This is a genomic window from Marinobacter alkalisoli (assembly GCF_045449795.1).
GTDB lineage: Bacteria > Pseudomonadota > Gammaproteobacteria > Pseudomonadales > Oleiphilaceae > Marinobacter.
On the sequence record NZ_JBJJLB010000028.1, the window covers coordinates 23,473 to 37,311 of the forward strand.

The window sequence follows — 13,839 nt, forward strand, 5'->3', positions numbered from 1 at the left end:
CCCGAACTAGCGCCCGTCATGCATGCCGGCACACGCCCTGAGTTGCTGATCGAACTCATCTTCATCCAACGCCCGAGAAGCAATCATCTCGATCCGTGACATCTCCCTGGACTCCGCCTCAACCACAGAGAGAGCGCCGTCCGCCATATTCACCGCACGCCAACCGTCGGAGCAGTGAACCACAGCCTTGAAGCGCGACAGCCGATCATCCAGGGCCATTGCCATAAGGCCATTCTCATCCAGCACCAGATCCGGATGAATCCGCCAACCAATACTGAAATAGCCCTGCCCTTCATTGCTCACCCGTTGCCAGGGCTCTTCGCTGACAGGCACCGCAGGATCAGGCTTCGACTGGTGGTTGTGGTGATGGTGGGCCTGTGGCGATGTGACTTCCGGCAGGTCGGTGCAGCCGTCCAGCCATTCCGGTGCCAGACGCCCGAAACTGGTGTGAAAGACCGCGCGCTTGGCCGGTTCCAGCTTCGCTGCCCACTGATCGAAAGCAGACAACTGCTCCGGGGAACAGGCATCAACCTTGTTAGCCACCAGGATATCGGCTGCCGCCACCTGATCGCGGAACTGCACATTCTCCACCACCCGGGGCTCTTCCAGGCGGCGTGGATCCACCAGACTGATCACCGGGCCAAGGGCAAGTACGTCCTGGTAGTGTTCGCTGGTCAGGGTGTCGATAATCTGCGAAGGGTGCCCCAGGCCGGTCGGTTCAATCAGCAGGCGGTCCGGCCTGGCTTTATGGATCAACTGGTTCAGACCAATCTGCATGGGCAGCCCGGCGACACAGCACATGCAGCCTCCGGGTACTTCGCGGATAAACGCCCCCTCGGTTTCCAGCAGGGCACCGTCAATCCCGACTTCACCAAACTCATTGACCAGAACTGCCCAGACTTCGCCTTCCGGCCGGTTCTTCAGCAGATCGAGTATGGCGGTGGTTTTACCAACCCCCAGAAAGCCGAGGATCAGATTGGTAGGGATCGGTGTCTTCATGAAGCGACTCGCAGAGGGTGGCGCGGGAAATTATTGTTATACTATAACACCAACGCCGGGGAAGCGGAATGCACGCCTTTAACCTGAGAGCCGATCCAGACGCAGCCGTTCCCGATCATCAAACAGGCGGCGACTGCCCCATGCCACGGCCATCAGGGCGCCAAAACCGGTGCCAACGGTAATGGTCAGCATCACCAGGATCTGATATTTCACCGCCACTGCCGGCGGGCTGCCCGCCAGGATTTGCCCTGTCATCATCCCGGGCAAACTGACAATACCCGCTGCCGCCATCGCGTTAATCGAAGGCATCATGCCGCTGCGCATGGCATCCCGACGGATATCCCCCACTGCCTGCTGCCAGGGCTGCCCCAGCATCAGGCGGTTCTCAATGACTGCGCGCTGCCGCCACACCGCTTCGGTTAATCGGTCCAGGCTCAGGGCCACGCCGGTCATGGTGTTGCCGAGCATCATGCCCAGCAGCGGAATCGCATATTGCGGCGCATACCAGGGGTCGGGGCCAATCACTACCGTGAGGGTCAGCACGGTTACCGTAAACGAGGACAGAAACATGGCGCCGGTGCCAATGCCGAACGCCCAGCCGCCGGTCAGGCGGCGTTGCTGCCTGGCCATGACCTCCCGGCCGGCTACCAGCAACATAACCAGGGCCATCAGCGCGATCCAGTGTAACCCGGAAGAAGCAAACAACACTTCCAGAACCAGCCCTATCAACGCCAGTTGAATACCGGTGCGGAGGCTGGCAATTAACAGGCTTCTGGTCACGCCCAGGCGGCTCAGATGGGTAAAGATCGCCAGCAGCACAATCATTCCAGCGGCCAGCGCCAGCTTCCACCAAGCCAGGTCGATGACATCCATCAGCATGCCTCCAGGGTGTGGCCGCGAATCGCGAAGTGATGGTGGGCAACCCGGCGGATCTGTTCCCTGTCGTGGGCTACCCAAAGCACCGACAGTTGCCGATGTGCGATCTCCCGCAGCAACCAGCGTTCCGCCAACGCCACCGAGTCTGCATCCAGGTTCGCGGTGGGTTCGTCCAGCAACAACGCGGACGGGTTCATGGCCATCGCCCGCAACAACGCCAGGCGCTGTTTCTCGCCGGAAGACAGGCGGCTCACCGACCACTCCAGGGCGCCGTCATCAAGCCCCAGATCCGCCAGCGGGAGAGCGTTGTGATCGCCTGCGCCGATATCAACGGGAAAATGATCACCCACCCGCTCGGCCCACCACTGGCTCTCTGCAGGAACCATCAATACCTGCCGCCGCCATTGATGAGCCGGGACATCACCCTGCCCTGTATCACCCAGCCAGACAGAGCCACCGTGGGCGTCCAGATCCGCCACCGCTCTCAGCAGGCGGCTCTTACCACTCCCGGAACGACCAGACAGGCACACGACTTCTCCTGCCGGCACGGTTATGGACACACTGTTCAGAGAGCCAATGGAGAGATCTTCGAGCCGGAGGTCGGGCATGAGCAGAGCATCCTTTACACATCAGAAAACCAGGCATCAGAGATCCACTTTTCCCCGGAGCGCCTTGGTTTTTCCTTTCCGGGTTTTGCTGTCAACACGGCGACGCTGGGAAGACTTCGTAGGCCGCGTGGGGCGACGGGCCTTCTGCTGCTTCACGGCTTCCTGAATCAGCTCCTTCAGGCGCTCCAGAGCGTCTTCCTTATTGAGTTCCAGAGTGCGGAACGACTGTGCCTTAATCACAACAATGCCGTCTTTACTGATGCGCTGATCGGATAAAGCCATCAGTCGTTGCTTGTAGAACGGCGGCAAGGTGGAGTGAAGGATGTCAAAACGGAGGTGTACGGCCGACGCCACCTTGTTCACATTCTGGCCGCCGGCGCCCTGGGCGCGTATCTGTGTGATCTCGATTTCCCAGTCAGCCAGTTCAACGGCGTTGGAGATTTTCAGCATAGCTCAGCTCAATGTTTGATGGCTCTGGTATCCCGTCTGGCCATCCAAATGAGCCTTACGTTAAAGAATCCTGGGATATAACACAATTGCGCCCGGCCGCTTTGCCGGCATAGAGGGCGTTGTCCGCCCTCTTCATCAGCGAATCATATGACTTGTCTGTCGATGTGAAGGAAGCCACTCCCACGGTAATGGTGGCATGGAAAGTAACGCCATCCATCTTGAAACAAACGGTTTCTATCAGCCTGCGTACCCGCTCGCCAAACGCGACGGCTTCCTGCAATTGAGCGTTAGGCAAAATGATCGCAAATTCCTCACCCCCGACACGGCAGGCAACGTCAGAAGGCCGTAGGTCTTCCATAATGAGCTTCGCGGCATCGATCAACACCCTATCCCCGCCCGCATGGCCGTATTGATCGTTGATGACTTTGAAGTTATCAAAATCGAACATGACGATGGAAGCCGGTATGCCCGAACGAACAAATGCAGAGAACTGCGCCTTGAGCTGGGCCTTGAAGTGCTTCCTGTTATAGAAACCGGTCATTTCGTCAGTCAGTGACTCCAGGGTCAGCCGGTCTTCCAGCTCTCGCTGGTAGGTGACATCCCTGACCAGAGCCATGGCGACCCTGACCCCATCCAACATGATGGCATTGATCATGATATCGACCGGCACCTGCGTGCCATCGGCGCGCAGCCCGGAAAACCGTCTGCCCTCCCCCATGGGGCGGGCATGGGGCGCCCGAAAATAACCCTTCACGTTCATTCTGTGTGCATTCCGGTGGTGCTCCGGAATGAGCATTTTCAGGTCGGAGCCTGCCAGAGCATCCGCAGGGTAACCAAACATTTCCCCGGCACGGGCATTAACCAGTACGATCTTATGGTCTGCGTTGGTGATGATGACGGCATCAGGCAAGGATTCAATAAACGGCAACAAACCCTGAGAAGTCGTAACGAGCATGTTGACGTTTTTCTGGACGGGCATGGCTGGCAAGGCACCCCTTAGGGGAAAAGTGACGGAACATTCACAATGTTACCTTCCTGACAGTGAAATATCTCACGCATTTATAAGATTTGACCGTTTATGACATATTTGCACATAACGGCCGCCACTGACGCATTCCTGAGACCCTGCTATCATGCGCACTGCAATCCGATAACGATAGTAAGCTCATCCATCACAGGACCCCCATGGCCTCCGGAAATACCACCCGCCTTAACAAATACATCAGTGAGAGCGGCCTGTGCTCGCGCCGGGAGGCTGACCGTTACATCGAGCAGGGTAACGTTTACATCAATGGCAAGCGCGCGACCGTAGGCGACCAGGTACTACCGGGCGATACGGTCAAGGTGAACGGCCAGCTTATCGAGCCACGCTCGGAAGAAGACCTGGTCTTTATCGCCCTGAACAAACCGGTTGGCATTGTCAGCACCACCGACAGCGCAGAAAAACACAACATCCAGCGTTTCGTTGGCCACAGCGAACGGATCTTCCCCATCGGACGACTGGACAAGGATTCCCAGGGCCTGATCTTCATGACCAGCAACGGGGACCTGGTCAACAAGATACTGCGGGCGGGGAACAATCACGAAAAGGAATACCTGGTCACCGTCGACAAACCCATTACCAGGGAATTCATCCAGGGAATGGCCAGCGGTGTTCCGATACTCGGTACCGTGACGAAAAAGTGCAAAGTGAACCAGGAATCCCGCTTTGTCTTTCGCATCACCCTGATCCAGGGGTTGAACCGACAGATTCGCCGGATGTGTGAGCACTTCGGCTACGAAGTTACCAAGCTTGAACGTATCCGCATCATGAACGTCAGCCTGAAAGGGCTTGCGGTGGGGCAATGGCGGGATTTGACCCCTAAAGAACTGGCTGAACTGTTTGATGCCATCAGGGGCTCGTCCTCGGAAGCGCCAGCAGAGGCTCCAAAGGCGGCAAGGAAGAAACCGTCCGGCAAACCGAAATTGTCAAAACCGGGGACTTCGTCCAGGGGGGGCAGCCATAAAGAAAGGCCATCCCCCAGAAAAAATACGAAGCCGGGCAAGCGTCCAAAGCCGGGCAAACCCCGGCAACGAAGCGTGAAGCGCTAAACTTCTCGCATTAGCCATTGGGCGGACTACTTTTTCACCCACTGCCCCTCAATCAACACGAACTGGCCGGAGGGCGTTTTGTCGATCGCCTTCTTTCCCGCCACGGTTTCCACCTGGGTAACCGGAATATCGTGTTTTTCGGCGATGCGGGTGTATTCATCCCTGCGGGCGCTATTGATGGCTTCCACCACCTCGCGGGCTTGGCCGTCGGCACGAACCACATCCAGGTAGCCTGTCGGCGTCTCACCCACCAGACCCTGCTGCTTGACGGATTCCAGTTTCTGCTTGGCTTCATCCAGCCCCATGGCGAGCGCGGGCAGACTCATGCCGATCGCAAGAATGAACGCACCCAGTTGTATCAATCGTTTCATTATCAACCCCTTGGAATATCCGGCTTCGCTCAGAACAACCCTTGCTCACTGAACAGTTCATCCACTTCCTTGTCCACTTTGACGTAGATTTCGTGCTGGATCTTGACGTTCAGGTTTACGGTAATCGGTTCTTTGGGTGCGGCCATCTGCACCGTTGGCGTACAAGCGTACAACGCCAGTGGCAGCATCAGTATCATCAATGCTCTCACCATAAGCGATCGGTGCGACCGCGCTACATTCGTCATGGCACTGCCTCCTGCCCGGATTGTTGCAGTCGTTCCCGAACGCGTTCGGTCACGGCTTCGTTCACCCTGCCACTCAGCTGAAGGCTGGTTAACAGGGCGGGAATGTCTTCTTCAAGACTGATATTGAGCACCACCGGTTGCCCGCCCCTGACCTCCGGATTTTCCCCTTCCAGACTCAGATCAAGCACAAGCTTGCCCTTTTCATCGTAGTCTATCGTGCTCTCCAGCACCGAATAGTGAAAGTTTTGCAAAGCTTCCACCACCAGGTTCATGGCTTCACTGCTGCCAAGCATCGCCTGAAGCCGTTCAGCCGGGAGTTCCAGTACACCACCCGGAGCGCTGGCAGAGATCTTGCCCTGCTCAACCTTGATGCCGGCGTCACTGATCAGAACCGGAATACGGCCACTGAGCTCTCCGGTTCCTTCCAGGCCTTCGGTCGGATACACCTGCAGCAAGCGCGCTAGGGAGAGTTCATAGACATCAACTGGCACCTGCCAGGGCTTCGTGGAGAGATCAATGGCACCAGGCGCCACTCTCAGGCGGCCATCCAGAAACCCGGCGGTTGCCTGCTGCAGATTCAGAACGCCGCCAAGGACATCCGATTGCGGTGCCTCGTAGTCCGCCAGAAAACGAACGGGGCCGATGCCAATGCCGGAGTTGATCTGACCGATAGTCACGTCGCGAAAGCGAGCGGTCAGCAAATCCTGCTCGAGGCTGATCAACAACCGCCCGTTCAGACCGGATATCGCGGTACGATCCATGACCCCGCCAACGCCGTCGAAATTCAACTGGCCATGGAGTGCCAACGGGGTGCCGGGTTCCGTGCGAAATTCCGCTTCGGCCTGCACCTGCCCCGCATGCAGCTCCAGAAGCTCCGGCCAGTCAGCGAGGGTACCGGCCATGGCCTTACTGCCCTTCTCCCCATCAACCTTCGCAGTAGCACGGGCAGCCAAATATTCGCCCGGTACGTTTCTCACCGTCACATCAGCGACCAGACCTGCATCTGACCGTACCTGACCTTCAACGCTAAGATCCGTTAGTGGGCCATTCACGGTACCCTCAAACCGCCAGCCCTGGCGTTTCAGACGCGGATGATTCAGTGCTCCGACCTCGACAACCACATGACCAGCCACGGTGCTTCGATCGGGCAATGGCTCCGTGCCTTTGAGATTCACCGTCAGGGTGACGTCCCTAAGGTCCACACGGACATCTTCCAACTGCAAGGACGAGTCAGCGGATTCCTGAACAACGCCCGCCGCCCGCAACCGGGACCCGGACCTGAAATGGACGGTAGCAGCGCGGTTGTCTGCCTCGACGGCGGTGACCACATCAGCGCGAATTCCGGTCACAGCCCAGCCGCCGGAATGAATGTCCGGCAGTGTCAGTCCGATCTGCCCCTGCTGCAGCATCAGCGACCAGCCTGCTCCGAACGCAGGCTGCGCTGTCAGGGCAAATAGCACCAGGACTGCAAGGTAGATCCATCGCTTCCATGGCATGGGGCCATCAAATGGCAAAACAACGCTCCTGTCGGTTCCGGCTATTCACCACGCCAGGTCACGCTGTAGAGGTCGTGACGGCGATCCTGAAGGTTTTTTACGGTACCACTGTTGCGAGCAGTGAGCAGCACCTCCGGTCTCAAATCAGCAAAGGCCACTGTCTCAACATTGGGTTCGGTGTCTGCCGCGATGCCATCCCGGGCAAACGGGAAATCACAGGGAGTAAGAATACAGCTCTGACCGTACTGGATTTCCATGTTCGGTACCTTCGGCAGGTTGCCAACATTACCGGACATCACCACATACACCTGATTCTCCACGGCCCGCGCCTGACAGCAATAACGCACCCGCAGGTAACTCTGGCGCTCGTCCGTACAGAACGGCACAAAGATGATGTGGACACCCTGATCCACCAGGTGCCGGGTCAGTTCCGGAAATTCCGCGTCGTAGCAGATCAGTACACCTATGGTGCCGCAGTCAGTCTCGATGGCGCTGACCCGATTGCCTCCCTTCACGTTCCACCAAAAGGCCTCGTTGGGAGTGGGGTGAATTTTGGGCTGGGTAAAGACCTGGCCGTCCCTGAGAAACACATGGGCCATGTTCCGAATGGCGCCATCATCTTCGCGCACAGGGGTGGAGCCGGCGACAATATTGATGTTGTGGCGCAGGGACAGATCCCGCATCAGTTCCCGGTAGCGTTCCGCATAGTGGGTGACTGCTGCAAACGCCTCTGCAGGGCTGCCCTTACGGGCTTCAATGGAAAGCAGCTGGAGAGTGAAAAGCTCAGGAAACACCACGAAATCGCCCTTGTAGGTGGATACGACATCCACGAAGTAACGGACAATTTCACTGAATTCATCAAACGAAGCCACCGGCCTTTGCTGGTACTGAACCGTGCCGATACGCACGGTATCCCGCATACGCTGGCCATACCGTTTGCGTTGTTCGTTGTCGCTGTTCCGGGATACTGTCGGATTGCGCCAGACCAGGTGGACGCCATAGCCCATGGAATCATGATCGGCATCCAGATAATGAGGAATGATTCCGTGCACCTCGAAGCCCTGAAGGAGCTGAAAGGATAGCACCGGATCCTTTTGTTCCTTGCTCCTGATGGCTTCAACGTAGTCCTCAACAGTGCCAAACTTTTTCAGCCGCTGCCGCAGGCTGGGCAGGCGACCGGCAAACACCACACCCTGCAGTTTCAGCGTCTGGCATAACTGCTTGCGTTCGTTGTACAGCCGCTCGCCAATACGGTATCCGCGGCACTCAGGATCCACACACACTTCCATGCCGTACAGCCAGTCACCTTCCGGGTCGTGCCGGGAGGCATAGCCATTACCGGTGATGGAAGTCCAGTCATGGGCTGCCAGGGCGACCTCTTCAGCAATGCGGAAAGTCGCGCAGTAACCCACCACGGTATCCCCCAGCATGGCGACAAACTGACCATCCGGGAAGGTGTTGATCTGCCCGGTCAGCGGCCCCTTGGTGTAGCCATACATGCCGGTGCCTTCATAGACACGGCGGCTGAGCTGGATGATGCCGGGAATATCCGCCAGCGTGGCATTACGCACAAACAGACGCAGATCAGGATCGGAAAACGGCGGGCACATAGACACCTCGGAAAAGGCGTTGATATGCCTTCATCTATGGTGTCCAGATGGGTTTTCGTCAAGGGAAATCGGTCAGGGTGGGTCAGCCAATGGAAAGCGTTCGACCACCGAGTATACGGATCCGCTGGGTCCCTGATTGCTTTCAAGCAGAAGAATCTCGGAAACCGCAAACTGCCCGAAAACCGAATCGCGATGATCCTCCAGCAATGCCTCCACCGATCCCCGCTGTTTTTTAAATCTCGCCAGGGTGATATGGGGACGAAACGGTCGGCTCTCCGGCGCAATCCCGAGGCCTGCCATTCTGGTCTTGAGAGCGCCATGCAGCGCCGCTACGGGTTCCGGCGGTTGCACGCCCGCCCATAGGTTTCTCGGGCTACGGGGCTGACCGAAACAGCCGAGACCGGTCACCTCAAGCTCAAAAGCCTCTACCGGGATATCTCGAACGGCATCGCACAGTGATGCAATCCTGCCCTGCTCAACATCTCCCAGGAACAGCAAGGTGATATGCAATTGCTCAGGGCTTTGCCATTTTGCGCCGGAAACCGGCGCAATCACCCCGAGCAAACGCTGTTTGATGCCGGTTGGAATTTCCAACCCGAAAAACAAACGGCTCATGGGAAGTGGCTCAGGCAACCCGGTTGAGGGTCACGTCGATGTTGCCACGTGTGGCATTGGAGTACGGGCACACCTTGTGGGCCTCGTCGATCAGCTTCTTTGCCTCAGCATCGTCCATACCCGGCAGGCTGATACGCAGTTCGACTTCAATACCAAAGCCACCCGGAATCTGGCCAATGCCCACGACACCCTCAATAGAGGCATCCTCTGGCATCTTGAGCTTGTCACGACCGGCCACGAACTTCATGGCTCCGATGAAACAGGCGGAGTAGCCGGCAGCAAACAGCTGCTCCGGGTTGGTGCCCTTGCCGCCGGCGCCACCCAGTTCCTTCGGCGTCGTCAGTTCCACATCCAGGATGCCATCGGATGAAATAGCGCGGCCGTCACGACCACCGGTTGCTTCTGCGCTGGCTCGGTAAGCGACTTGTTCAATTGACATGGTTTTCTCCTTTTCGCTGTGGGCGGACCTCTGACATGCCACTCGGGATGAGCGGCGTTCAGGCTGGCCCGGATTCAAGATGACTGTGCAATCGTTGCCTGAGTGCGTTGAGCTGGTTCTTCAGGTCCTCCAGTTCGGCCAGGGAGCAGCCGGATGCCTCGGCCACATGCTCGGGCACCGGTTGCGCCCTTTCCCTCAGGCTGTGGCCACTGGCCGTGAGATGGATCAGCACCTGCCGCTCGTCTTCCGGCGGCCGGGTACGGGTCAGCAATTCCTGTTTTTCCAGACGTTTGATCAATGGCGTCAAGGTGCCGTAATCCAGGTGAAGACGCTCTTTCAGCGCCGACACCGTGATGCCGTCCTGTTCCCAAAGCACCAGCATCACCAGGTATTGGGGATAAGTCAGGCCAAGGTCAGACAGCACCGGTTTATAAAGTTTGGTCATGGCCAGCGAGGCGGAATACAGGGCAAAGCACATCTGCCTGTCCAACTTCAGCAACTCACTTCCCGGTTCGCATGGCTGTGACGATTTCAGTTCTTGCATAATTAACTCACTCACGATTACCTCGTGTACGAGTTATCATAACCCATGGATCAGTTGTCTGGGAAATTAATCTCCTAGTAAAGGTTGAACAGCAACCATCCGAGAACGGCTAACACCAACAGAAACCAACGCGCGTAAAAGTCCGGGCGGTCGTCATCATCCTCGGTCGCAACGTATCCGTGGCGGGTTGATTCGTATTCGGTGACCAGTTGCCGCGCACGGTAAAGGTCTTCGTCCTCCACATGAACGTTGCTGAAACCGGCAGCGCCGATTTCCCCCATGGCCCCCTGAAGATAGTGGCCACCCACGTAGGTTTCGATGCCGTTGGCCTCAAGCAGGCCGGCCACAATGTGCGCCTCGGTAATATCCCGGGCCCTGTAGGCTATTTGCAACGCCCGCCTCCTTCTGTGACCTGGTCAGTACAGCACCTGCAAACATCGCCGGTCCTATTCCAAGCATAGTCCGCCAAGACAGACAGGACCAACAAACCCCAACAGATATGAGCCTGTAGTATCCCGTTAATACCCGCTCGCCGGGCACCGCTGCTACTGTTTCCTGACCTGGCAGGACAATCACAAGGAGATAGCCATGAGCGGAAAGAAAATTCTGATGATTACCGGTGACTTCACCGAAGACTACGAAACCATGGTGCCTTTCCAGGCGCTGCAGGCAGTCGGTCACACGGTTCATGCCGTCTGCCCGGACAAGAAAGCCGGCGATACCGTCGCCACCGCCATCCACGATTTCGAGGGTGACCAGACCTACACCGAGAAACCCGGCCACCGTTTTGCCCTGAATGCCGATTTCGAGGGAATCAACCCGGCGGATTACGACGCTCTGGTGGTTCCCGGCGGACGCGCCCCGGAATATTTGCGGCTGAACGACGATGTGAAGAATCTGGTACGACACTTTTTCGACACGGAAAAACCGGTTGCCGCCATCTGTCACGGCGCGCAACTGTTAGCGGCCGCAGGCGTCCTGAAAGGCCGCGAGTGCTCGGCCTACCCTGCCTGTCAGCCGGAAGTTGAACTCGCCGGAGGCCGGTTTGCCAGCATTGAGGTTGATCAGGCTGTCACCGATGCTAATCTGGTAACAGCACCCGCCTGGCCCGCCCATCCGGCCTGGCTGGCGCAGTTTTTCAAGTTACTGGACAACTAAGCCAATGGGGCTGGAATTCCGGCCCCATTGGACACAGAACCGGAAACGCCCATGTGCAAGCTCTTCATCAACGCCGACCCCGAGCTGTGGGTCAGCAAGACCCACTCCCTTCGTATCGACGGGATGGTAACCAGCGTTCGCATGGAAAATGCCTTCTGGCATGTCCTCGCCGAACTGGCCGAACGGGACGGCATGAACCTGCCCCAGATGATCACCAGGCTGTATCACGAGTCCATCGATGCAGGGCATGACCTGGGGAATTTCACCTCGTTCCTGCGGGTCTGCGCGATGCGTTATCTGGAGCTGCAGTTAACCGGCGATGTCCCAAGGGACACCCGGGTACCCATTGCCTCCCTGGATGCCGACCGGATCCTGGAGAAGAACCCGGCGTCGGAAGTGCTTGCCGCGCCGGGAGGTAAATCCACCCACTGATCCGGCACGGCATTCCAAACCGTAACCTGACATCCGATCGAAGGAATAATACAGTTGGAACACAGAACAGGCGGGTCTGAGTTTCAATATGCGTGAATCGTTCCGATACATCCTCATCCTGGTCATATCAGCCCTTGCCCTGGGCGGGTGTGCCAGCCATCAGAGCTTGCCCGGAAGCACGGCCGACGCGCCCTTGTCCTCGCCGACGGCTGCGGCACAGGAATCCGGCAAAGCGCAAAAGCTCTGGCAGGTATTCGAGCGCTACCGGGGCACGCCCTATCAGTACGGCGGCACTTCCTCCAATGGCTTCGACTGTTCCGGCTTCATCCTGACGGCCTATCAGGAAGGACTGGGCAAGCAACTACCCAGAACCACCTCACAAATGCTGGCCAGCGGCGATACCGTGCACCCCGGAAATATACAGCCTGGCGATCTCGTCTTTTTCCGCATTGGCGGCAAGGAACAACACGCCGGCATTTACATGGGTGACGACCGATTTATCCATGCCTCCACGTCAATCGGCGTGACCCAGTCGTCCATGAACGGTTATTACTGGAAGGGTCGTTTTACCCAGGCCCGACGCTTTGACTGACGCCGGAGCAATGAGCCCATGACTCTCACCCGATCCCTGTGCTGTTACCTGGCTCTGCTTCCATTGGCCATGCCGGCTGCAGCGGAGGTGGAGCTCACGCCGTTTGTCGGCTTCCGAATGGGGGGTGAATTCGACACCAGAAACGACACCGACGATTCCGAAAGCCGGGTGAAGCTGGATGACACGGTAAGTCAGGGCTTGTTGGTAAACATCGATTTGCAGGAACCGGGCAAGCAGCTGGAACTGTACGTGGGGAGGCAGGACACAACGGCCGACATTCCGCAGGGGTTATTGTCGCGGCCCCGTGACCGGGTGGATATCACCCTCTACCAGCTGCAATTTGGCGGACTGTATTTCCCCGGCGGCACGACCACCGGCGGTTTTATTTCAGGCGTGGCAGGCGTGACCCGGCTCGACCCCAAACCTTCCGGTCTGGACACCCACCATCGGGCATCACTGACACTGGGCGGCGGATACAAGTTCCCGGTGACCGACCAGGTCCTGTTGCGACTGGACCTGCGTGGAATCTACACCGTGCTCGACAGCGGTGGCTCGGTGTTCTGCTCCGGCGGCTGCAACGTCCGGTTTGAAAGCAGCGGGTATTTGCAGGTTGAGGCGGGTGCCGGGCTGGCTATCCGTTTCTGACCGCCCCCATGAATCCTACAGACCACCATTTACGGCAAGGTGCACCGCAATACCCGCCATCATCAGGCCAATAACACCATCAATCACGCGCCAGGCCATCGGCCGAGACAGAACCGGCGCCAGCGCCGATCCGCTCCATGCCAGCAGCCCGAACCAGAGAATCGACGCACTGCTGGCGCCAGCGACAAAAGTGGTGGTGTCTTCCTGCTGCGCACCCACCGCCGGTATCAACACCAGAGTATCGAGATACACCTGAGGGTTCAGCAAAGTAACCGCCAGCGTGGTGAACAGCACGCCCTTCAGGCTTCGTTTTGTCACTTCTCCGACTTCCAGAGCCACCCTGCCCCGACCGGCGCGAACGAAGGCCTGGATAGCCAGCCAACCGAGGAACACCACCCCGAGCCAGCGCAGGATTTCCAGGGCCTGGGGCATGGCCATCAGCGCAGCGCTGACACCGAACATACCCAGGGTAAACAGGGTGACATCCGCCGCCATGCACAAGCTGGCTGACCACCAATGGTGCTCCCTGCGGATCGCCTGGCTCAGCACGTAGGCATTCTGGGCTCCGATGGCGACAATGATGCCACCGCACACAATCAAACCGGTCAGGTAACTCTCCAGCACGTTTAAACCTCCTTATCCAATAGCGCAAGATTACCGGGTTACCG

19 protein-coding genes are annotated in these 13,839 nt (G+C 58.0%); 5 read left to right on the forward strand and 14 right to left on the reverse strand.

Features of this window, described 5'->3' with window-relative positions:
* Window positions 1-6 precede the first annotated feature (6 nt).
* The 5 genes from ACJO3M_RS13865 to ACJO3M_RS13885 all read right to left on the reverse strand — a co-directional run bounded on the left by ACJO3M_RS13865 (window position 7) and on the right by ACJO3M_RS13885 (window position 3,912).
* Window positions 7-999 carry a CobW family GTP-binding protein gene (locus ACJO3M_RS13865; protein ID WP_407001986.1) on the reverse strand — a complete coding sequence of 331 codons (993 nt, stop codon included), beginning with the start codon at window positions 997-999 and terminating at the stop codon, window positions 7-9.
* Between the two features lie 78 nt (window positions 1,000-1,077).
* Window positions 1,078-1,872 carry an ABC transporter permease gene (locus tag ACJO3M_RS13870; protein ID WP_407001987.1) on the reverse strand — a complete coding sequence of 265 codons (795 nt, stop codon included), beginning with the start codon at window positions 1,870-1,872 and terminating at the stop codon, window positions 1,078-1,080.
* Window positions 1,872-2,483, reverse strand: coding sequence for an ABC transporter ATP-binding protein (locus ACJO3M_RS13875; protein WP_407001988.1), 612 nt, complete (start codon window positions 2,481-2,483; stop codon window positions 1,872-1,874). Before ACJO3M_RS13875 ends, ACJO3M_RS13870 begins: the two co-directional genes overlap by 1 nt.
* 36 nt (window positions 2,484-2,519) lie before the next feature.
* On the reverse strand, window positions 2,520-2,933 hold the full coding sequence (arfB, locus tag ACJO3M_RS13880) for an alternative ribosome rescue aminoacyl-tRNA hydrolase ArfB (RefSeq protein ID WP_406988570.1): 414 nt from the start codon (window positions 2,931-2,933) through the stop codon (window positions 2,520-2,522).
* A 55-nt stretch (window positions 2,934-2,988) separates the two neighbouring features.
* Window positions 2,989-3,912 carry a GGDEF domain-containing protein gene (locus ACJO3M_RS13885; RefSeq protein ID WP_407001989.1) on the reverse strand — a complete coding sequence of 308 codons (924 nt, stop codon included), beginning with the start codon at window positions 3,910-3,912 and terminating at the stop codon, window positions 2,989-2,991.
* Window positions 3,913-4,118: 206 nt separating this feature from the next.
* Here ACJO3M_RS13885 and rluF point away from each other — a divergent pair, with 206 nt between their 5' ends.
* A complete protein-coding gene (gene rluF / locus ACJO3M_RS13890) occupies window positions 4,119-5,024 on the forward strand; it encodes a 23S rRNA pseudouridine(2604) synthase RluF (protein WP_407001990.1) in 906 nt (301 codons plus the stop codon).
* Between the two features lie 26 nt (window positions 5,025-5,050).
* On the opposite strand, the gene ACJO3M_RS13895 is transcribed toward rluF, so the two are convergent.
* The 8 genes from ACJO3M_RS13895 to ACJO3M_RS13930 all read right to left on the reverse strand — a co-directional run bounded on the left by ACJO3M_RS13895 (window position 5,051) and on the right by ACJO3M_RS13930 (window position 10,736).
* The gene (locus ACJO3M_RS13895; RefSeq protein WP_407001992.1) at window positions 5,051-5,395 is read right to left on the reverse strand and encodes a YdbL family probable chaperone protein; all 345 of its coding nucleotides are present in this window, start codon (window positions 5,393-5,395) and stop codon (window positions 5,051-5,053) included.
* Between the two features lie 29 nt (window positions 5,396-5,424).
* Complete coding sequence (locus ACJO3M_RS13900; RefSeq protein WP_407002057.1) at window positions 5,425-5,607, reverse strand: YnbE family lipoprotein; 183 nt, start codon at window positions 5,605-5,607, stop codon at window positions 5,425-5,427.
* Between the two features lie 29 nt (window positions 5,608-5,636).
* Window positions 5,637-7,154 (reverse strand): intermembrane phospholipid transport protein YdbH family protein, encoded by a 1,518-nt coding sequence (locus ACJO3M_RS13905; RefSeq protein ID WP_407001993.1) that lies wholly within the window; start codon window positions 7,152-7,154, stop codon window positions 5,637-5,639.
* Window positions 7,155-7,177: 23 nt separating this feature from the next.
* Window positions 7,178-8,746 carry a carbon-nitrogen hydrolase family protein gene (locus tag ACJO3M_RS13910; protein WP_407001994.1) on the reverse strand — a complete coding sequence of 523 codons (1,569 nt, stop codon included), beginning with the start codon at window positions 8,744-8,746 and terminating at the stop codon, window positions 7,178-7,180.
* A gap of 72 nt (window positions 8,747-8,818) precedes the next feature.
* Window positions 8,819-9,361, reverse strand: a complete 543-nt coding sequence (gene thpR, locus ACJO3M_RS13915) for an RNA 2',3'-cyclic phosphodiesterase (RefSeq protein ID WP_407001995.1) — start codon at window positions 9,359-9,361, stop codon at window positions 8,819-8,821.
* 10 nt (window positions 9,362-9,371) lie between these two features.
* Complete coding sequence (locus ACJO3M_RS13920; RefSeq protein ID WP_407001996.1) at window positions 9,372-9,800, reverse strand: organic hydroperoxide resistance protein; 429 nt, start codon at window positions 9,798-9,800, stop codon at window positions 9,372-9,374.
* Between the two features lie 58 nt (window positions 9,801-9,858).
* Window positions 9,859-10,344: a MarR family winged helix-turn-helix transcriptional regulator gene (locus ACJO3M_RS13925; protein WP_407001997.1), complete on the reverse strand. Its 486-nt coding sequence runs from the start codon at window positions 10,342-10,344 to the stop codon at window positions 9,859-9,861.
* Between the two features lie 74 nt (window positions 10,345-10,418).
* Window positions 10,419-10,736 carry a putative signal transducing protein gene (locus ACJO3M_RS13930; protein WP_406988556.1) on the reverse strand — a complete coding sequence of 106 codons (318 nt, stop codon included), beginning with the start codon at window positions 10,734-10,736 and terminating at the stop codon, window positions 10,419-10,421.
* A gap of 196 nt (window positions 10,737-10,932) precedes the next feature.
* On the opposite strand from ACJO3M_RS13930, the gene ACJO3M_RS13935 reads away from it, so the two are divergent.
* The 4 genes from ACJO3M_RS13935 to ACJO3M_RS13950 all read left to right on the forward strand — a co-directional run bounded on the left by ACJO3M_RS13935 (window position 10,933) and on the right by ACJO3M_RS13950 (window position 13,171).
* A complete protein-coding gene (locus ACJO3M_RS13935; protein WP_407001998.1) occupies window positions 10,933-11,502 on the forward strand; it encodes a DJ-1/PfpI family protein in 570 nt (189 codons plus the stop codon).
* 51 nt (window positions 11,503-11,553) lie between these two features.
* Complete coding sequence (locus ACJO3M_RS13940) at window positions 11,554-11,934, forward strand: ribbon-helix-helix domain-containing protein (RefSeq protein ID WP_407001999.1); 381 nt, start codon at window positions 11,554-11,556, stop codon at window positions 11,932-11,934.
* 88 nt (window positions 11,935-12,022) lie between these two features.
* The gene (locus tag ACJO3M_RS13945; protein ID WP_407002000.1) at window positions 12,023-12,526 is read left to right on the forward strand and encodes a C40 family peptidase; all 504 of its coding nucleotides are present in this window, start codon (window positions 12,023-12,025) and stop codon (window positions 12,524-12,526) included.
* A gap of 18 nt (window positions 12,527-12,544) precedes the next feature.
* On the forward strand, window positions 12,545-13,171 hold the full coding sequence (locus tag ACJO3M_RS13950) for a porin family protein (RefSeq protein WP_407002001.1): 627 nt from the start codon (window positions 12,545-12,547) through the stop codon (window positions 13,169-13,171).
* A gap of 15 nt (window positions 13,172-13,186) precedes the next feature.
* Here the strand turns inward: ACJO3M_RS13950 and ACJO3M_RS13955 are convergent, their stop codons facing one another.
* Complete coding sequence (locus tag ACJO3M_RS13955) at window positions 13,187-13,795, reverse strand: LysE/ArgO family amino acid transporter (RefSeq protein ID WP_407002002.1); 609 nt, start codon at window positions 13,793-13,795, stop codon at window positions 13,187-13,189.
* Window positions 13,796-13,839 lie beyond the last annotated feature (44 nt).